Origin of the sequence: Eubacterium callanderi, from assembly GCF_900142645.1 — a bacterium.
GTDB classification, from domain to species: domain Bacteria; phylum Bacillota; class Clostridia; order Eubacteriales; family Eubacteriaceae; genus Eubacterium; species Eubacterium callanderi.
The window spans coordinates 292299-309496 of sequence record NZ_FRBP01000006.1 but is presented as its reverse complement, the minus strand read 5'-3'; the positions used below and the strand labels follow the sequence as shown (position 1 = coordinate 309496).

22 protein-coding genes are annotated in these 17198 nt (G+C 46.6%); 17 read left to right on the top strand and 5 right to left on the bottom strand.

What is annotated here, in order from left to right:
- Positions 1 to 5 precede the first annotated feature (5 nt).
- From BUC22_RS10205 to BUC22_RS10135, 15 genes are all read left to right on the top strand, one after another.
- Positions 6 to 929, top strand: coding sequence for an NAD-dependent epimerase/dehydratase family protein (locus tag BUC22_RS10205; protein WP_013380699.1), 924 nt, complete (start codon positions 6 to 8; stop codon positions 927 to 929).
- A gap of 1 nt (position 930) precedes the next feature.
- Positions 931 to 1500 (top strand): dTDP-4-dehydrorhamnose 3,5-epimerase, encoded by a 570-nt coding sequence (rfbC, locus tag BUC22_RS10200; protein ID WP_013380698.1) that lies wholly within the window; start codon positions 931 to 933, stop codon positions 1498 to 1500.
- Positions 1501 to 1515: 15 nt separating this feature from the next.
- Positions 1516 to 2946 carry an O-unit flippase-like protein gene (gene wzx, locus BUC22_RS10195; protein ID WP_013380697.1) on the top strand — a complete coding sequence of 477 codons (1431 nt, stop codon included), beginning with the start codon at positions 1516 to 1518 and terminating at the stop codon, positions 2944 to 2946.
- 155 nt (positions 2947 to 3101) lie between these two features.
- Positions 3102 to 4109, top strand: coding sequence for a hypothetical protein (locus tag BUC22_RS10190; RefSeq protein ID WP_013380696.1), 1008 nt, complete (start codon positions 3102 to 3104; stop codon positions 4107 to 4109).
- Positions 4110 to 4170: 61 nt separating this feature from the next.
- Positions 4171 to 4719: a hypothetical protein gene (locus tag BUC22_RS10185; protein WP_013380695.1), complete on the top strand. Its 549-nt coding sequence runs from the start codon at positions 4171 to 4173 to the stop codon at positions 4717 to 4719.
- 22 nt (positions 4720 to 4741) lie between these two features.
- Complete coding sequence (locus BUC22_RS10180) at positions 4742 to 5455, top strand: hypothetical protein (RefSeq protein WP_073382833.1); 714 nt, start codon at positions 4742 to 4744, stop codon at positions 5453 to 5455.
- Positions 5452 to 5892, top strand: coding sequence for a primosome (locus BUC22_RS10175; protein WP_013380692.1), 441 nt, complete (start codon positions 5452 to 5454; stop codon positions 5890 to 5892). Before BUC22_RS10180 ends, BUC22_RS10175 begins: the two co-directional genes overlap by 4 nt.
- A 130-nt stretch (positions 5893 to 6022) precedes the next feature.
- Positions 6023 to 6232: a hypothetical protein gene (locus tag BUC22_RS10170; RefSeq protein ID WP_013380691.1), complete on the top strand. Its 210-nt coding sequence runs from the start codon at positions 6023 to 6025 to the stop codon at positions 6230 to 6232.
- An 11-nt stretch (positions 6233 to 6243) separates the two neighbouring features.
- On the top strand, positions 6244 to 6846 hold the full coding sequence (locus BUC22_RS10165) for an RNA polymerase sigma factor (RefSeq protein WP_013380690.1): 603 nt from the start codon (positions 6244 to 6246) through the stop codon (positions 6844 to 6846).
- 124 nt (positions 6847 to 6970) lie between these two features.
- Entirely contained in the window at positions 6971 to 7195 is a 225-nt protein-coding gene (locus BUC22_RS10160) for a DUF1659 domain-containing protein (RefSeq protein WP_013380689.1), read from the top strand.
- Positions 7196 to 7391: 196 nt separating this feature from the next.
- Positions 7392 to 7628, top strand: a complete 237-nt coding sequence (locus tag BUC22_RS10155; RefSeq protein ID WP_013380687.1) for a DUF2922 domain-containing protein — start codon at positions 7392 to 7394, stop codon at positions 7626 to 7628.
- Between the two features lie 74 nt (positions 7629 to 7702).
- Positions 7703 to 8263 carry a YcbK family protein gene (locus tag BUC22_RS10150; protein ID WP_013380686.1) on the top strand — a complete coding sequence of 187 codons (561 nt, stop codon included), beginning with the start codon at positions 7703 to 7705 and terminating at the stop codon, positions 8261 to 8263.
- A gap of 539 nt (positions 8264 to 8802) precedes the next feature.
- Entirely contained in the window at positions 8803 to 10041 is a 1239-nt protein-coding gene (locus tag BUC22_RS10145) for an MFS transporter (protein WP_013380683.1), read from the top strand.
- Complete coding sequence (locus BUC22_RS10140) at positions 10022 to 10687, top strand: hypothetical protein (RefSeq protein ID WP_013380682.1); 666 nt, start codon at positions 10022 to 10024, stop codon at positions 10685 to 10687. Before BUC22_RS10145 ends, BUC22_RS10140 begins: the two co-directional genes overlap by 20 nt.
- Before the next feature lie 15 nt (positions 10688 to 10702).
- A complete protein-coding gene (locus BUC22_RS10135; RefSeq protein WP_013380681.1) occupies positions 10703 to 10912 on the top strand; it encodes a helix-turn-helix domain-containing protein in 210 nt (69 codons plus the stop codon).
- 65 nt (positions 10913 to 10977) lie between these two features.
- Here the strand turns inward: BUC22_RS10135 and BUC22_RS10130 are convergent, their stop codons facing one another.
- The 3 genes from BUC22_RS10130 to BUC22_RS10120 are packed head-to-tail and all read right to left on the bottom strand — an operon-like array spanning position 10978 to position 14434.
- The gene (locus BUC22_RS10130; protein ID WP_013380680.1) at positions 10978 to 11415 is read right to left on the bottom strand and encodes an amino acid-binding protein; all 438 of its coding nucleotides are present in this window, start codon (positions 11413 to 11415) and stop codon (positions 10978 to 10980) included.
- 11 nt (positions 11416 to 11426) lie between these two features.
- Positions 11427 to 12728 (bottom strand): phenylacetate--CoA ligase family protein, encoded by a 1302-nt coding sequence (locus BUC22_RS10125; protein ID WP_013380679.1) that lies wholly within the window; start codon positions 12726 to 12728, stop codon positions 11427 to 11429.
- Positions 12729 to 12763: 35 nt separating this feature from the next.
- Positions 12764 to 14434 carry a glutamine--tRNA ligase/YqeY domain fusion protein gene (locus tag BUC22_RS10120; RefSeq protein ID WP_073382830.1) on the bottom strand — a complete coding sequence of 557 codons (1671 nt, stop codon included), beginning with the start codon at positions 14432 to 14434 and terminating at the stop codon, positions 12764 to 12766.
- A 174-nt stretch (positions 14435 to 14608) separates the two neighbouring features.
- Between BUC22_RS10120 and BUC22_RS10115 the strand changes: the two genes are divergently transcribed.
- Both BUC22_RS10115 and BUC22_RS10110 read left to right on the top strand, forming a co-directional pair.
- The gene (locus BUC22_RS10115; RefSeq protein ID WP_013380677.1) at positions 14609 to 14857 is read left to right on the top strand and encodes a DUF6485 family protein; all 249 of its coding nucleotides are present in this window, start codon (positions 14609 to 14611) and stop codon (positions 14855 to 14857) included.
- 185 nt (positions 14858 to 15042) lie between these two features.
- Positions 15043 to 15696, top strand: a complete 654-nt coding sequence (locus BUC22_RS10110; protein WP_013380676.1) for a hypothetical protein — start codon at positions 15043 to 15045, stop codon at positions 15694 to 15696.
- Between the two features lie 43 nt (positions 15697 to 15739).
- On the opposite strand, the gene BUC22_RS10105 is transcribed toward BUC22_RS10110, so the two are convergent.
- Together BUC22_RS10105 and BUC22_RS10100 are read right to left on the bottom strand one after the other, a co-directional pair.
- Entirely contained in the window at positions 15740 to 15952 is a 213-nt protein-coding gene (locus tag BUC22_RS10105; RefSeq protein ID WP_013380675.1) for a TOBE domain-containing protein, read from the bottom strand.
- Between the two features lie 103 nt (positions 15953 to 16055).
- Positions 16056 to 16913 carry a methylenetetrahydrofolate reductase gene (locus BUC22_RS10100; protein ID WP_013380674.1) on the bottom strand — a complete coding sequence of 286 codons (858 nt, stop codon included), beginning with the start codon at positions 16911 to 16913 and terminating at the stop codon, positions 16056 to 16058.
- Between the last annotated feature and the right edge of the window lie 285 nt (positions 16914 to 17198).

The following is a 17198-nucleotide window of genomic DNA, read 5'->3' as shown; positions in this document are numbered from 1 at the left end:
ATATTATGAAAAATGTGATTGTAACAGGCGCAAATGGTTTTGTAGGCAGCCATTTAGTAAGGGCGCTTGACGAAAAGCACGTCCATGTTTTTGCAGTCGTTAAAGATGAAAATGAGAACATTGATACCATTCAGACATTAGAAAATGTCGAAATTGTTTATTGTGACCTTTTTTCACTCGACACTTTAAAAGAAAAAATCCGTGTCGAAGATCAAATTGATGCATTTTATCATTTGGCCTGGGCGGGCACATCTGGGGACGCGCGGGCAAACTATGAATTGCAGCTCAAAAATGCTAAAGCGGCTTGTGATGCCGTTCGCCTGGCGAAAGCGATGGGGATTGGTAAATTTATTTTTGCCGGAAGTATTATGGAGTATGAGTGTGAACAGTACATTCCCAAAGATTTATCCAGACCAGGGTTAGGGAACATTTACAGTACCGGTAAAGTCGCGGCACACTATATGGCAAAAACCCTGGCCTATAACATCGGATTAGATTTTGAAGCCATGATCATTTCCAACATCTATGGCCCCGGTGAAGTATCCGCCCGATTAATTAATACGACCCTGTCAAGAATGCTTCGCGGTGAGAAAACCCGTTTTACAGAGGGGGTACAGCTTTACGACTTTATCTATATTACCGATGCGGTCAACGCCATGATCCTCATCGGCGAAAAAGGGCAAGCTTATAAAAATTATTACATTGGAAACCGGGAGCAAAAGCCATTAAAACAATTTATCATACAAATGCGCGACTGTATTGATCCAAGTTTAGAATTGGGTTTTGGAGAGATTCCGTTTAATGGCCCAATGCTTACCTATAAAGAATTTAACACACAGGCGTTATATGATGAATTTGATTTTGAACCCAAGGTAAGCTTTCAGGAGGGCATTCAAAAAACCATAAAATGGTTACGCGAAAGGGAATAAGATGCAGCAGTTTTCATTTGAAACAACACCAATTCGAGATTTAATGATCATACATCCTTTTTATATGGAAGATGAAAGAGGTTTTTTCCTCAAATCCTTTGAAAAAGAAATCTTTTGGCAAAACGGGATCAAGACAGAAATCTTTGAAGATTTTGAGTCTTACTCCATTAAAGGCGTCCTTCGCGGTTTACACTTTCAGACAGAAAAGCCCCAGGCCAAACTGGTACGTGCTCTGACAGGGACGATCTATGATGTCGCAGTGGACTTAAGAAAAACGTCTAAAACCTTTGGAAAATGGCATGCTGAGATACTGTCCGTTGATAATCATAAAGCTTTTTTCATACCAAAAGGTTTCGCCCATGGCTTTTTGGTTTTGTCAGATAACGCATTAGTATCATATAAATGTGAAGGAGCTTTTTCAAAAGAAACGGATACGGGTATTGTATGGAACGATCCGGAATTAAAAATCGATTGGCCAACTAATCAAGTCGATGAAATAATCGTTTCTGAAAAAGATCGTAGGCTGCAAACTTTCAGTCACTTTAAAGAAAAAAGAAACCTTGATAATTAGAATGGGCGGTGTTGGATGGCTGTTAATATAGGAAAAAAAGATGTAATCTGGAGTTATCTGGGCTATTTCTTTAATTTGTGTACAAATATTATTTTAATGCCCTTTATATTAAGAGCGGTTGAAGGCAATGAGCTGGGGCTCTGGTACACTTTTTTAAGCGTTGGAACACTTGTCAACCTATTGGATTTTGGATTTTCTCCCACATTGGTTCGAAACGTCACTTATGCCTGGTGCGGCGCTAAAGAAATAAAAAAAGAGGGGGCTTCTGATCTGCAAGGAAATGAGCCTAACTATGCTTTGTTTTTTAATGTTTTACAGGCCTGTAAATATGTGAGCATGCTCATTGCCGGGATTGCCTTGATCTGTATGTTAACTGTTGGAAGTGCTTATATTGGTTATGTGGCGCGGGAGATTCCTTTTCGAGTGTATGCAACGGCTTGGTTGTTTTTCAGTGCGGCTGTTTTCCTCAACATTTTCTATAATTACTGGACGACTTCACTTAAGGGTATTGGAGCGGTCAAGCAGTCTCAGATAGCTGTGATTATCTCAAAAATAGTCCAGATTGTCATTTCTTTATTTGGCTTGTATTCTGGTTATGGGATTATAGCCTTAGCGGTCGCTTATCTATTGAGTGAGTTTATAATGCGTTTTATAGCAAAGAGATTCTTGTTCCATTATGAAAATATTGCCGAACAACGAAAAAAATACGTTGCTAAAATTCAGTTGAATGAACTTAGAAGTCTGCTGCTGAAAATTTGGTATAACGCTAAAAAAACGGGTCTGGTAAGTTTAGGAGCATTTGTTATTACACAAGGAAATACAATGATTTGTTCTGCATTCATTGGTCTTGAAGCAACGGCCTCTTATGGGATTTGTCTGCAGCTAATAACAGTCGTTCGCGGTGTATCACAAATCTTTTTCGATGCTAATCAACCAAAAATGATTAATACTAAGGTAAGTGGTAATATTGAAAAAAGTAAAAAAGAATTGTCTTTGGCAATGGTTATTTACTGGGGCGTTTTTATTTTAGTAATCACTGTTTTAGCGACCATTGGTATTCCGTTGGTGCATTTGATTCGATCCAATACCCCGTTACCTTTGTTTATGGTACTATTCATGGGGAGTTATTTGTTTTTAGAGGGAACGCATGGACTTTTTGCCAGCTATATAACTTTTTCAAATGAAGTGCCTTATGTAAAATCATCAATCGTATCTGCATTTTTTATTCTAGTCGGACAATTATTTGTGGCTATTTTTACCGATTGGGGAATTTATGCCCTTATGGCAGTACAAGCGGTAGTGCAGTTATGTTATAATAACTGGCACTGGCCGATGATTGTATTAAAAGAACTCCATATGAATTTATGGGAGATGATATATCTTGGAATAAGTGAGTTGCTCCGACATGTTAAAAATATATTAAATGCAAAGTTGTCAGCAAAATAATTTTTTGCAATTAAATCAATGGTTTCCGGGACACATACCCAATCAACCGGCAAGCGAAAGCATAGCAATATGCGTTTCGCTTGTCGGTTTTTCTTTTTATGAAACCCAATCCGCCCACTGCCCGCCAAATTCAAAAATAAAAAGGAGCTCCCATCATGACCATCCACCTGCCCGAATCCCACTACACCCTAACCACCCTCATCATCCCAGAAGACATGCCGGATCAGGCCCTTCTCAAAGCCCCCACCCAGGCTGCGCAGGCGCTTGTGGAAACGATTATCAGCCGGACCGGCAGGGTTCCGTGCCTAAAGGAGTTAAACCTCAAAGAAGGGCTGGAGCTGCACTGCCAGAACGATATCTGGGTGGACAAAGAAGTTTTAAAGGACATGGAACACGAGCCCGAGAAAGAGCGAAAAGAATCAAAACCGCCAAAGCGCAAAAGAAAGCGGAAGCCCCGTCTAAAACGGACCGCCAGCGGTAAAAAAGTATTGACCAGCTACAACAAAAAATTTAAAAAACGGTCCAGGAAGAAAACACGCAAGTGTCTTAGAAAGCTGAACCGTAATGGTTTTGCGGTGCGCATTGTAATCAACCGGTATGAGGAGATCACCATCTTCCTCATACCGGTTCTTTTTTGTCCCGACTGTAAAAAGCGGTGTGCGTTCGATTATTTTAAGAAGCTCCAGTACTGCCACCGGGTGCTCACCCTTGAGATGATCAAGCACTGCCGTTACGATTCCGAGGTTTATGAGAAGCTTTTGACCGAGGATATTCTGGAGCTCCTGGAGGCTGGCGAGCTGGTGGTTTACTTCGAGGAGGAGCAGGCTGAGGCCCGAAAACGGGATTTCCAGAAGAACGTAAATTATGCGAAGCGCGTTGTTCAGGGGCCTATGGGTCTGCGGCCAGAGGTAGAGGTCCCAGCCCCTAAAAAGGGCGAGAAGCCTGACCGCAAGGATGCTAAAAGAAACCGGCTGCGCCATCTGGCAGCCTGGGCTCAGGCCTTTGCCGCCAGATTTATAGAGAAAACCGGCTGTATAAAAAACTGGTACAGCCTGCTGCGCTTGAAATGCTCCGACACCAACGGCGATCCGCTCTGGAAAAAGCCGGTTTCCAGGAGAAAGTCCAACTCCGAGTATATTCTCACACCATCCATCAGGCTGTAGAATAGAGTCAAGGTCAGCGCGGGAAAGCGTAGGGCCAAAATTGAATGAGGAGGTACTGAGAATGAAGAAATCAGTACAAAAGAAACAAAACACTTTTTCCAAAAAAACAGCGGAAAAAGGGGCGGTTCCATGCGGTCAAAATATTGAGAGTTCCCAGCGGGAGCATTTTGTCGCCAAACTTTCGGAAAAAGTAAAACGAATCCTCCAGAGCTACCATAAGCTGGAGCACAGCGCCTATGGTAAGGTGGATACTCTGTGTGTAGGAGAGGGAAAAGTATTTTATTCTACTACTGATGTGGAACGGGTATTGGGGTTTAAAAAAACGAGACGCTATACCAGCCGGCATTTTAAGAGGCTGGGTGTGCAGGTTTTACCCATCCCGCACCCGGGAAATGCAGAGCGGGTTCAGTACAAAAACTTTGTGGATGAAACGGAGCTGAGAAAAATGCTTGAGGCCAAACGCAGAACCGTGAGAAAAACCAAAAAAGACCATCAGCTTTTTAGAGAGTGGGAAACGCTGCGCAGCTGGCTGCTTAGCCTGGAGCCGGAGAAAGCGGGCATTGAGGTGCACTGTAATGTATCGATTCCGGTTGTTTTAAAAGTGGATTAAAAGCTTAAAAGGAGAGTTTACAATGAACAAAATATTAAACCGAAAAATTGATGAAGAGACCATAATTTTGGAAGAAAAAACCCTGAAATCATCCGAATATGCAGATGTACGCTGTATTCTGATCCAGGAAAAGCGCGAGCTGCACGTCTCTGTTTTACACCATGAGATATCAAAGCTTAAAAAGCGCCTGATGACCGCCCATGACAACGAGTCGGGTGCTTTGATGGATCAGATCATCCATCTCAAAAAACTGATTAATGGGATGAAGGGGGACTATGATATCTTTGAGGTGAGGGCCCACTGGTATGTGGCAACAGACCTTTGTGATTATCTGGAACTTCGCTGTCATCGGGATTTTCTGGAGAAGATTGCACTCCCCGGCGGCCTGAGAATGGAACGGGTTCGGTGCTCGGACGGAAAGCGGCATTGGGCCTATCTGGTCAGCGGCAATGAGCTTCAGCTCATGGGTGTAGCCAGCTTCAGGGATGAGGCAAGGCGTTTTTGTTCGATTATCATGGACTATTATCCGCCCCTTGTGTATCTGGAAGCTCTGGGCAGCGTTGATTACGCAAAGGATAAAACTATATCAATTCTGACAGAAGCCCTTGAGAAGCAAGCGTCTACAAACGGGGCGCTTCACCGCAATCTTGCCCATCTTGACAAAGAGATCAGCCGCCTTAAGCATAAGGAAGCGCTGTTTGAGGATATCCGTTTTATTGTGGAGTATGGGGCTTGAGCTTTTTCAAGGAGATCCGCTATCTGTTTGAGTGGCTGGAAGATCACGAGCTGAGCCCGGGCGCTTTCTTCTTATGGGTGGTGCTCATGGTGTTTAACAGCTGGTGTGCGCTGCTCACTACCTCGGGCGAATGGCTCTGGCGGGTGGAATTCATTATCGGCAACAAGCGGATCATTGATGTGATGCACTGTTCGGAGCGGCAGATGATGCGCTACCGGCAGGAGCTTGAAGCTAAGGGGCGGATCATCTATCAAAAGGGCAGTGCCCAAGGCGCAGGGATTTACACGATGATCCCTCTGCGCCCCAATGTGGAGCCCCGGGAGATCAGGCATGTGTTATCCGAAAAGGTGACCATGGTTTACGATTACGTGGGTAATCCAGAGTCCTTTTCCCTGGAACCGGGGAAGGATGCCGGAAAAAGTTATCCACAGGCATAACCGACACGGGTGTCGGCAAATTTTGGCAAAAACAAAAAGTGGACGCTAAATCACCGACACCCGTGTCGACATAAATAACAATAACATTATTATTTTTATATATTATATATATACATACAGGAGGTGCGCCATGCACGCGCAGAATTTTTATGGAACCGGCCCGGTGATCATCGGACGGAGACGAGCTTACCGGGTCAAGGCAGAATGTTTTCTGGACATGGGCTTTTTCGCAAGAAGCGATGAGGAGGCCGAGGATCTGTTCAACGACTTCTCAGATTCAGTGGAGAGCCGTTACCCAGGCATTGTGCTGGAGCTTAAAAGCATCCGGGAGGATGACTAAAGGAGGTAAGTTTGAAACAAAACGATGATTCAGAAGACTACACCGGCTTAGAGCGGCTGGTAAAAAAAGCGAAGGCAGGCGATCAACAGGCAAAGGAAAAGCTGATCTTTGCCTTCCAGCCGCTGATTTTAACGACCATACAAAAGTATGTGTATGATCAAAAGGAATATGAGGACGCTTACCAGGACGCTGTCTGCGTTTTCCTGGAAGCCCTCCGTGATTTTGAACTGGACGCCCGGGTTTACTTTCAGGTGTTCATCCGGTCACGGCTCACCAACTACTTTAAAAAGCGGCGGGAGGGGCGGTTTGAAAGATCCGTCAAGCCAGAGGAATCCCTGGACCGGCAGATAGAAGGAGAAGGCGGAGCCATAGCGCTGATCGAGTTGATTATAGATGAGAAAACTGATGTGGCAGAGGCATATCTGCGAAAAGAGAAAAACCAGCGGCTGGTCCAGATCTACGAGAAGCTGCCGCCCCGCCAGAAGTCAGCTTTTCAGTATTTTTACCAGCAGAAAGGGGATCTGACAGAGCTGGCAAAGGAAGAAGGTGTGAATCCATCCATGATGACCCGGGCCTGCCGGAGCGCTTTTAGAAAACTCAGAGAATTCCTCTAAAGCTTAATAAAAACTTAAATTTTATTTTTTTCAAACCACCATGTCCTTTTTGTACCCCAAAAACGGATTGTATAAGTGTAAGGCAAAACGCCAGACACAAAAAACAATTCAGGAGGTAAGAAAAATGGCAATCGAAAAAAGCGTTGAATCCGTAGGGATGAAGGTGACCGTCAACCATGGCGAGAAAGAAGGGAAGATCGTCAAGTCCTCAAAGACCTACGGCGACGTCGACCCCGCCGTCACCGACGAAGCCTTCGTGGGCACCGCCAAAGCTATCACTGGCATGCAGGAGCCCATCAGAGAGAAGCAGGTAAAGGTGACCGCGGAAGAGATGGTTGAAATCGCATAGCGATTTCAACAATGGAGAATGAAGAATTGAGAATTGAGAATTAAAGGGCCAAACCGGCAGAGCCGGTTTGATTTTCATCAAAATCGCATCGCGATTTTGTTCCGAAATTCTCCATTCTGCATTCTCAATTCTCCATTAAAAAAGAATACAAGTAAACCAGAACCACAAAATTAAAAATAAGAAGGAGACTACAAAAATGCCAACAACCAATAAAGATTTAACCATCTATTTTCAGCGCGCGGACGGGAAGGAGTTTAAAATCACCATTCCCGATTACAAGGAGGGCATCACCGACGCCGAGATCAAGACCGGGGCCCAGGCCATTGTGGACCAGGGCGCCTTTCTGCCCGACGGGTTTGGGCTGGTCAAGGTGACCGGGGCCGTGAAGGTCGACACCACAAAAACTGACGTGGTCATTGAGGAAACAGCGTAAAAAAGGGGCGAAAGCCCTTTTTTTAATAGCGAAAGGGACAAACTAGAACAAACTAGAAAAGAAAGGAAAATTAAATGAACACATATAAAAAAGGTGTGGTATTCACACTGATAGCTGCCTGCGCATTGACCGCCCTGGTCTTTTTGGGGCGGCTTGACAGGGAGGCAGCCCCGCCCGCACCCACAGCAGAGCAGGCAGTGGAGCAGACCCTACAGGAGCCGCCCGCTGAGCCGGAAATCCCGACCGGGGCGACAGAAGAACCAAAAGCGCCAGAACCCGAACAAAGAGAACCCCTCATGGCATCTTCCCATTTTGCCATGGAAGAATACCGGTGCGACTGTGCGGGCTGCTGTGATGGCTGGCCCTGCGCCATGCGGCCTGAGCTTTTAGAGAAGATCGAAGCCCTGCGGTGCTATTTTGGACGGCCAGTCATCATCACCTCAGGGGTGCGGTGTGAGGCACGTAACGAGGAAGTGGGAGGCGTCAGCTGGTCCTTCCACACGCGGGGCTGCGCGGCGGATCTCTACTGCCCTGGGATCGGGGTTGGGGACCTGGCCCAGACTGCCAAAGAACTGGGTATGAACGTGCTGCCCTATTACAGCAGCGGGTATATTCATGTGGAGATCATTCCCTGAGGTCAGAGCGTCCGGCTTGTTAAAAAATGTCTGAAAAAGCTCAAGATTTTTCTATTTTTTGCTGTTTTTTAAGACATATTGGGTGCAAAATATTTGGCGCTTTTTTAAATTGCGGTTTGTAAAACGTTGACAATGGCTTTAATAGGGAGGGTGTCATGTGATTTTGCGTGTAATGGGTTTATGCGGTAAAAAAGGCCTGACAAAAGAATATGCAGTCTGTTTTTATAAAATAATTGTGATTTTATAAGATATTTTAGGTATGATGAAAATCAGACTTTCCTTGAAAATATTGAAGGAACTGGCACGAAAATTGCGTCGGTATAATGTCAGGAAATTTAGTTTGTTTTAGGCAGAAAAGGCTTGTTTAAAACAGGGAAAGGAAAGTATAATGAATGTAGAAAAAAGCGGTTTAAAAAACCTCCATAAAACATAAACAGGCTTTGAAGAAATGGTATGCGACGTTATAGAGACGCGGATTCCGGAGAGATGGGAAGCCGAGGATATTTTTAAAAACTGAATGACAGAAGGAAGGGATTATCATGACTGAAAGACGCAGAGAGCTTATTTATGTCTGCTGCCTGACAGGCTTTATCACGATTACCTTTGCTTTTGGAAGATATATTTTTTCGATGATTACCCCGGATATTGTGAAAGAGCTGGGGATTGACTATGAATTTGTAGGCCGGATTAACGCCTTTCATCAGGGCGCCTATCTGTTGTTTTCACTGCTTGGCGGGCTGCTCTGCAGCGTGGTCAGCGTCAGGCGTTTGATTGGAGGCTCGGTAGTGCTCTGCGGCCTCAGCGTCACACTGCTGGCGTTTGTGAATAACCCATGGGTACTGCTCTGTATTGTTACCCTCCAGGGGATTTTTGCCGCTACCTCCTGGATCCCCATGGTGGCCTTTGTGGCAGAAAATATCCAGGAGAAAAACCGGGGAAAGAGCCTGGGGATTATCTCAAGCGGAACCTCCTTTGGCTTGATTTTAAACGGGGTGCTTATTCCGTGGCTCCTTAAATACGGTACATGGCACACAGTGTGGCTGGTCTTTGGGATAATCAGCCTTATTCTGGGAGCTATAGGAATTTATGCAGTCACGGCGCTCGGGAAAAAGAGCCCAGAGGGTCCTGGGCTGGCGGAGTCAGGGCATGAGCCCGGACCGGTTGCGCAGGGAGGACAGCCCGCCGGTAGTGTCTGGCGGCATTACTTGCTGCTGGTGGCTCTGCTTGTGATTTCTGGTCTTTATCTGATCCCCTTTCAAAGCTACATTGTGCCTCTTATGCAGGAGGATCTGGGGCTCAGTGAGCAGGTTTCAGGACTTTGCTGGAGCCTGTTTGGCTTTATCGGCATTTTCAGCGGGCTTATGGCCGGTATGCTGGCGGACCGCACCTCGGCCAAAACAGCCATGATCATAACCTACGGGATATCGGTGCTGTCCATTGCCTCAGTGGTCTTTTTAGACGGCGCGGCTGCCGCGCTTTTGGCCTGTGCTATTTTTGGACTGACCTACAATGGTATTTTTGGACTGCACCCTACCTATGTTTCAAGAATTCTGCCGCCGGATAAAACAGCCCGCCTGTTCGGGCTGTTGAACCTTTCGCTGGGGCTGGGCTCCATGATCGGCAATTATGCGGGCGGTATCATTAAAAAGGCAACAGGCAGCTTTACTCTGGCCTATCAGCTCATGCTGGTAATGGCAGTTTCAGCCGTGGTAATCTGCTTGATGATAAAAAGTGATCGCGAGAAAGGCGGAAAACAAAATGGAAAAAATCGTATTTAACCCCATGGAAATCTTTTATGACATCGAGGCCTTTGCAGAGGATAAACACATTGATCCCCAATCACAGGTTTACAGCGAGCTTCTTCGATGGGCAGCAGCGGCCGAAAAGCTTGTAAGGCCCAGGGCCATCATTAAATGGTGCGCCGTAAAGGCCCTTGGCGATGACCGGGTGCAGGTTGCGCATAAAATTTTTGAAAGCCGCCTGCTGGCGGAAAAGCTAGAAGGAATCGAACGGGTTTTTGCCACAGTGGTAACTGCTGGTGACGAGCTGGACGCCCTACAGGAGCCTTCAGATGAGGTGCGCAATCTGTTGAAATATGCCGCGCTCAGAGAGGCCCGCGCGGCGGTGGACCGCTATCTAAAAGAGCATTTTGCCTTTGACCATATGGGACGTTTGAATCCGGGCTCACTGCCAGACTGGCCGATCGCCAACAATCCCGCGCTTTTTGAGATCATCGGCGACGTGACAGAGACCATCGGGGTCCGGCTGACAGAAAAAAACTATATGCAGCCGGGATACTCGGTGTCAGAGCTGCTCTTTTCAAGCGATGCGGATTATGATAATTGTAGTCTGTGCAAGAAATATGACTGCATCGGACGAAAGGTTCCCTTTGACCCCGAAGCCTATGCGCGGATATTTGGATAAAATGGAGGTAAAAAAATGAAAGGCGAAGAAACAGGAACACGCGACTTAAAAGAAGCCCTTCATGCCTATGAAAAAAAGCTTTTATTGGATGTGCTGGCCGAGAACTGCTACAATATTTCCAAAAGCGCCAGAATTTTGGGGATTTCCAGACAAAACCTCCAGCATAAAATAAAACGCTACCACATCGCCGTAGAACACCGAACAGCAGGCAGCAGCCATGGCTGAGAACCATGTATAATAAAAAATCACAGAGCAGCGGCCCTGTGATTTTTTATCTGTAAAAGCAGTTTTTAGTCGACCTGATAGACATCTTCCTTTGGCAGAACGATGACACCAGAGTTCTTGAGCACCTCGATGGCTTTTTCCTGGTCGTTTGTTTTCATGATGACCAGGGGCATGGCGCTCTGATTGCGCATGACAAAGGAATAGACGTATTCCACATTGATGTCGTTCTCGGATAAAGTGTCAAAAATGCGGTACATGGCGCCGATACGATCCTCGGGCTCAACTGCCAGCACATCGGTCATTTTGGCCACATGGCCAGCTTCCTTTAAAAGCTCAGCGGCCTTGTAGGGGTCGTTGACGACCAGGCGCAGTATGCCAAATTCGGAACTGTCAAAGACCGAGATTGCCCGGATATCGATTCCGGCGTCACAGATCACCTTTGTGATGCTGGCAAGATGTCCTTTTTTGTTTTCAATAAAAATGGATAATTGTTTGATTAACATATCGGGCCTCCTTATTTTTCATTGCGAAGGTCAAGGACACGCTGGGCCTTTCCTTCGGAACGTTTTAAGCTCTTTGGTTCAACGAGGTGGACGGTCGGATGAATCCCCAGGATGCTATGAAGCTTGGTCTTGATTTCGGCATAGAGTGCATCCAGCTTGGTGACAGAATCCAGCAAGTCATAGGCGCCAACCTCCACGTCAATGTCGATTTTATCCAGGTACCCCTTCTTGCTGACGGTAATCAGATAGTTGGAGCCAATGCCGTCAATACTCAGCAGCACTTCCTCGATCTGGGACGGGAAGACATTGACACCGCTGATGATGAGCATATCATCGGTACGGCCTTCAATCTTGGCCATGCGGGCAGTGGTACGGCCACAGGCACAGGGGGAATAATCGAGATGGGTGATATCCTTTGTGCGGTAACGGATCAGCGGCAGTGCCTGCTTGGTGATGGGGGTAATGACCAGCTCGCCGGTTTCCCCTTCCGGCAGAACCTCCAAGGTCACAGGGTCAATGATTTCTGCGATAAAGTGATCTTCATTGATGTGCATGCCGGTGAGGGCGTGGCATTCACCGGAAACACCGGGTCCGATGAGCTCGCTCATCCCGTAGTTTTCAGTGGCAAACAGGCCAAAGGCCTCGTTAATCTTGGCGCGCATGGCCTCGGTGGAGCCTTCACCGCCAAAACAGCCGACCCGCAGGTTTAAATCCGTCGCCGGGTCCAGGCCCATATCCTGGGCCACCTCGGCCAGGCGCAGCGCGTAGGAAGGCGTGCCGATGAGTACAGTGGCGCCAAAATCCTTCATGATTTTTATCTGCTTCTGGGTATTGCCGCTGGACATGGGCACAACGCCGGCCCCAACCTTTTCAAGGCCCTGGTGCAGGCCAAAAGCGCCGGTGAACAGGCCGTAGCCAAAGGATACATGCGCAGTATCGCGTTTCGTAACGCCACCCATGGTAACCAGACGGGCAATACACTCGGCCCAGGTTTCAAGATCCTTTCTGGTGTAGCCTACAACGGTGGGGTTGCCGGTGGTGCCGGAGGACGCATGGTAGCGCACGATTTTTTCCTTCGGCACCGCGAACAGGCCGAAAGGATAGTTCATCCGTAGATCCTCCTTGGTGGTAAAAGGCAGGAAACGCAGGTCCTCCAGAGAACGGATATCATCGGGCTTGATTTTATTGGCCTTAAACAGGTTTCTGTAGTAAGGCACATTTTTATAGACGTGCTTGAGTGTTTTTTTCAGACGTTTAAATTGAATTTCACGAATTTCTTCGCGGGGCAGGGTTTCTTTTAGTGACCAAATCATATTTACTCCTTATGATAAACGCGATTGAATGCGGATTACTTACCTGGACGCCAGGAACTTTTAAGCGGCACGACCTGATTAAAGACCGGATTTCCCTCGGTTGAATATTTAGGGTCAACGGAGAAATAACCCTGGCGGACAAACTGGAACTTGTCATAGGGGCTGGCTTCCAGCACACGCGGTTCTACCCAGGCGGTGATCTTTTTCAGTGAGTCCGGGTTAATTTTATCAAGGAAGGTGTCAGCGTCAAAGCCTTCTTCATCCTTAAGCAGCGGGTTTAGCATATGAACCTCAACCTGTTTTCCTTCGGAGGCTGATACCCAGTGGATGGTTCCCTTGACTTTGCGGCCTGTAAAACCGGAGCCGGATTTTGTTTCTGGGTCATAGGTACATTTAAGCTCGATGACCTCGCCGTTTTTATCCTTGATAACCTCGTTGCAGGTAATGAAATAGGCGCCTCTCAGGCGGACTTCATTGCCAGGGAAGAGACGGAAGTATTTTTTAACCGGAACCTCCATAAAGTCTGATTTTTCAACATAGATTTCACGTCCGAAAGGCATTTTGTGCATGCCCATTTCCGGTACATCCAGATTCGTCTCAATTTCAAGCCACTCGGTCTGACCCTCAGGATAATTGGTAATGGTAACCTTGAGCGGATCGAGTACAGCATTGACACGCGGGGCTTTAAGTTTTAAGTCGTCGCGGATAAAATGCTCCAGCATGGCGATGTCTACAGTGGAGTTTGCCTTGGCGACGCCGATCTCCTCACAGAAAGCCTGAATAGCCTCCGGTGTATAGCCACGGCGGCGCATACCGGAGATGGTCGCCAGCCTCGGGTCATCCCAGCCATCCACGATGCCTTCATCGACCAGTCTTTTCAGGTAGCGTTTGCCCATAATGGTACCGGACAGGTTCAGCTTTGCAAATTCGATCTGGCGGGGATGCTCGGCCTTAAAGTCGTCCAGGTTGGCCAGAACCCAGTCGTAGAAAGGACGGTGGTCTTCAAATTCCAGGGTGCAGAGGGAATGGGTGATGCCTTCGATGGCGTCCTCCACCGGATGGGCAAAATCGTACATGGGGTAAATGTACCAGTCTTCGTCAGTGTTGGGGTGCTTGGTGTGCAGGATACGGTAAATGACCGGATCGCGCATGTTCATATTCGGGCTGGCCATGTCGATTTTAGCCCGGAGTACTTTGACGCCCTCGTCAAATTCGCCGGCCTTCATTTTTTCAAAAAGCTCAAGGTTTTCGGATACAGAGCGGTTGCGGAAGGGGCTTTCCTTACCAGGCTCCTTGAGTGTGCCGCGGTATTCACGAATCTGGTCTGCGTTTAAGTCATCTACAAAGGCCAGGCCCTTTTTAATGAGCTCAACGGCGTATTCCGCCATTTTTGAAAAATAGCTGGACGCAAAGTAGAGACGGTCTTCCCAGTCAATGCCCAGCCAGGATAAATCCTCTTTGATCGAGTTGACATATTCAATGTCTTCCTTGACAGGGTTGGTGTCGTCAAAACGCAGGTTGAACTTTCCGTTGTATTTTTTGGCGATGCGGTAGTTCAGCAAAGAGGCCTTGGCGTGGCCAATATGTAAATAGCCGTTGGGTTCGGGTGGAAAACGGGTGTGTACGCGCTCGTCGGTATACACATGGTTTTTGTTATCCTCATCAATGGCGTTGATAATAAAATTGGTTTTTTCGTTTGTCTCCATCTATTCTCTCCTGTTGTGATCCTTAATTTTTATACTTCCTAAAATAATATCATAAAATTGTGCAAAAGCCTATAGTTAAGATGGGATATTGTGGGAGAAAAAGAAGGAAAGTTTTCAAAGTGCTGGGCACTGTGATATAATAATCCTGAAAAACAAATCAGGAGGAATATGATCATGAGCTGCAATACATGTCAGGCACCCGAAACTGCCGAAGAGCGTATCTGCCGGAGGGAGAAAAATGAGCAGGGCTGTACCTGTACCGAATTTGGCTGTAAACAGCATGGCTACTGCTGTGAATGTATCGCCAAGCATCGGGGTCGGGGACAGATACCAGGCTGCCTGTTTTCCGAAGAAGGAGAAAAGCTTCACGACAGAAGCCTGGAAGCATTTTTAGAGGATGTTAAGAGAAGGCAGCAGGCTTAGGCCGCCGCTGAAAAAGACAGAGGATTTTTTATATTCTCTGCCTTTTTTGTATATGGGCATTATTCACGCCCTTAAATCCAGATAAAATAGTTTTATAAACCACTTTTTATCTTGAATTTTTGCTGAAATTCTTGGACGTAAGGTGTATAATAGACGAGGAAAATTGACAGAATGAGGTAGAATGGATGGAATTTAGATTTGAAACAGAGCTGGGTGGTAAAAATGCCGTGTTTGAACTCCGCACAGCTCCTTTAACCGATGAGGACGCCGCCAAGAAAACGACTTTGCGCGGCTATAAATGTGAACAGGTCATGGTAAACGGTGAAGCCCTGAAAAATCCGGCTTTTATCAGCTGTTATGCCGAAACCAATAAAAAAGAAGGTCCTGCGCTATGCTTTAAGTTTGGTATGGCCAAGTGGATAGAGGAGCAGTTCGGCATTGAAAATAAAAAAGGACAGGCCCTCTATGTGGCTATCCCCGAAAGCGTGCAGGCAGCTTATCTGGAGCAGATTGAAAGTCTTGATAAAGAGATCGAGGAGCTGCAGGCAGAGGCCGAAAAACGGCGGGATGAAAATGACAAAAACGTTCGGGATGATGATATTATTGAGCTTTCCTACAGCCCGCGCTTTGTGGGGGTTCGTTACCCCTTCGATTCAAACCGGGAAAAGGCCGAGTCAAAAATATGGTCTCAGTTTGATGGTAATCTGGATCTGGACGACTGGATAGAGGTGCATTTGGAACCATATTGCGTAGGGCTTGGCTGTGGCTGCGCAAAGAAGTACAAGGTTCCCTACAGGGAATACGCAGCACTGCTGGATGCGTATAAAGCACAGCTCTAAAAAACCAGGACGCTTCTAATGAAGACGTCCTGGTTTTTTAATACTAGTCATCAATACCGATCATGACAGAGGTCGCTTTGATCACCGCATAGGCGTCAGAGCCAACCTGTAAGCCCAGTTCCCGGATGGAATCCATGGAGATGGTGGAGGAAATCTGGTTTCCGCCGCCGATATCTAAAACAACAATGCCGTTTACGGCGCCTTCTTTAATTGAGACGACTTTTCCGGCCAATTGGTTGCGAGCACTTAATTTCATAAGAAATGCCTTCTTTCTATGGTTTATTTTATTATTATCATAATGAATATAGCTTAAGAATGACTTTAAAGAAAAGCAAAATCCGATCTTTCAATGCTATTGGTCAACGGATGCCGGCAGCGCGGACAATCTCGGAAATGTCTGCCCATTTGTTAAGGGAGTAGATGTGCAGCCCGTCGATTCCGGCGCTTATAAAGCGGTGAATCTGTTTGACGGTATACTCCATGCCGGCTTTTTTAAAGTCTTCAGGATTATCGCCATAGCGGGCAATAATTTCAGCCAGGTCTCTTGGAATGGAGCTGCCATTGGATACCGCCATGCGGATGGTCGGGTCTTTAGCCAGAACCGGCATAATACCGACATCAACCGGCAATGTGATATGCGCTTTCCGGATTTTCTCGACCCACCACTCATAGTGGGCAACATCGTGGCAAAGCTGTGTCATAATAAAATCAGCGCCGGCATCCTGTTTTATGCGCAGATGGGCAATATCCTCGTCAAAGCTGCTGGCTTCAAAATGCTTTTCCGGATCTCCGGCCATGGCAATGCTGAACTCTGGAAACGCTTCTTTTATAAAAGCGATCAGCTCGTTGGCATAATTAAAATCTCCGCCTGTCGAAGCGCTGCCCTTTGGAAAGTCGCCCCGCAGCGCCAGAATATGATCTACGCCCAGTGACAGATAATTTCTGAGTTCATCCCGGATCTTATCCTTAGAATTCCCAATACAGGTAAAATGGGTGATGGGGATCGTTGCGCCACTGTCTTTAATGGCCTTGCAAATTTCCACATTTCTGCCTGCGTTGGTTCCGCCGGCGCCATAGGTACAGCTGATAAAATCCGGCTTGAACGCATAGAGATGATCAAGCGTATCCAGCAGCGGCTCAAGCGGCTGCCCCTCCTTTGGCGGAAAAACCTCAAAAGAAAAACACATCCGATTCTTCATAATTTCTGGTATTGTCATAAAACCCCTCCATTTTTTGATTTCTACTAATTGCGTAGAAGCTTAAAGCTTTGTATAAAGCATATCCCATTTTTCTGTGAATAAACAGTGTAAATGCAACGGAATTCTATATAGAAGGTTTAAAGTGCTTATGATTTTTCCGATGGCCTGCGTCTTAACTTGAGGGAAGTTTCTCAGGTGGTGTATCAAGAGGGAACAAATAAGTTGTTATGCTCGGGAGAAAAAGATATAATTAAGGCATTGTAACAAACTAGAATTTGTAAGTTTGTACTGGAAGGAAATGAA

Bases quoted from the DNA above. Each gene is read 5' to 3' on its own strand.
- rfbC (WP_013380698.1), top strand. From the start codon at position 931: ATGCAGCAGTTTTCATTTGAAACAACACCAATTCGAGATTTAATGATC.
- BUC22_RS10110 (WP_013380676.1), top strand. From the start codon at position 15,043: ATGGAATTTAGATTTGAAACAGAGCTGGGTGGTAAAAATGCCGTGTTT.
- BUC22_RS10180 (WP_073382833.1), top strand. From the start codon at position 4,742: ATGAACAAAATATTAAACCGAAAAATTGATGAAGAGACCATAATTTTG.
- BUC22_RS10115 (WP_013380677.1), top strand. From the start codon at position 14,609: ATGAGCTGCAATACATGTCAGGCACCCGAAACTGCCGAAGAGCGTATC.
- BUC22_RS10150 (WP_013380686.1), top strand. From the start codon at position 7,703: ATGAACACATATAAAAAAGGTGTGGTATTCACACTGATAGCTGCCTGC.
- BUC22_RS10155 (WP_013380687.1), top strand. From the start codon at position 7,392: ATGCCAACAACCAATAAAGATTTAACCATCTATTTTCAGCGCGCGGAC.
- BUC22_RS10185 (WP_013380695.1), top strand. From the start codon at position 4,171: ATGAAGAAATCAGTACAAAAGAAACAAAACACTTTTTCCAAAAAAACA.
- BUC22_RS10105 (WP_013380675.1), bottom strand. From the start codon at position 15,952: ATGAAATTAAGTGCTCGCAACCAATTGGCCGGAAAAGTCGTCTCAATT.
- BUC22_RS10160 (WP_013380689.1), top strand. From the start codon at position 6,971: ATGGCAATCGAAAAAAGCGTTGAATCCGTAGGGATGAAGGTGACCGTC.
- BUC22_RS10120 (WP_073382830.1), bottom strand. From the start codon at position 14,434: ATGGAGACAAACGAAAAAACCAATTTTATTATCAACGCCATTGATGAG.
- BUC22_RS10100 (WP_013380674.1), bottom strand. From the start codon at position 16,913: ATGACAATACCAGAAATTATGAAGAATCGGATGTGTTTTTCTTTTGAG.
- BUC22_RS10130 (WP_013380680.1), bottom strand. From the start codon at position 11,415: ATGTTAATCAAACAATTATCCATTTTTATTGAAAACAAAAAAGGACAT.
- BUC22_RS10125 (WP_013380679.1), bottom strand. From the start codon at position 12,728: ATGATTTGGTCACTAAAAGAAACCCTGCCCCGCGAAGAAATTCGTGAA.
- BUC22_RS10190 (WP_013380696.1), top strand. From the start codon at position 3,102: ATGACCATCCACCTGCCCGAATCCCACTACACCCTAACCACCCTCATC.
- BUC22_RS10205 (WP_013380699.1), top strand. From the start codon at position 6: ATGAAAAATGTGATTGTAACAGGCGCAAATGGTTTTGTAGGCAGCCAT.
- wzx (WP_013380697.1), top strand. From the start codon at position 1,516: ATGGCTGTTAATATAGGAAAAAAAGATGTAATCTGGAGTTATCTGGGC.
- BUC22_RS10135 (WP_013380681.1), top strand. From the start codon at position 10,703: ATGAAAGGCGAAGAAACAGGAACACGCGACTTAAAAGAAGCCCTTCAT.
- BUC22_RS10170 (WP_013380691.1), top strand. From the start codon at position 6,023: ATGCACGCGCAGAATTTTTATGGAACCGGCCCGGTGATCATCGGACGG.
- BUC22_RS10145 (WP_013380683.1), top strand. From the start codon at position 8,803: ATGACTGAAAGACGCAGAGAGCTTATTTATGTCTGCTGCCTGACAGGC.
- BUC22_RS10140 (WP_013380682.1), top strand. From the start codon at position 10,022: ATGGAAAAAATCGTATTTAACCCCATGGAAATCTTTTATGACATCGAG.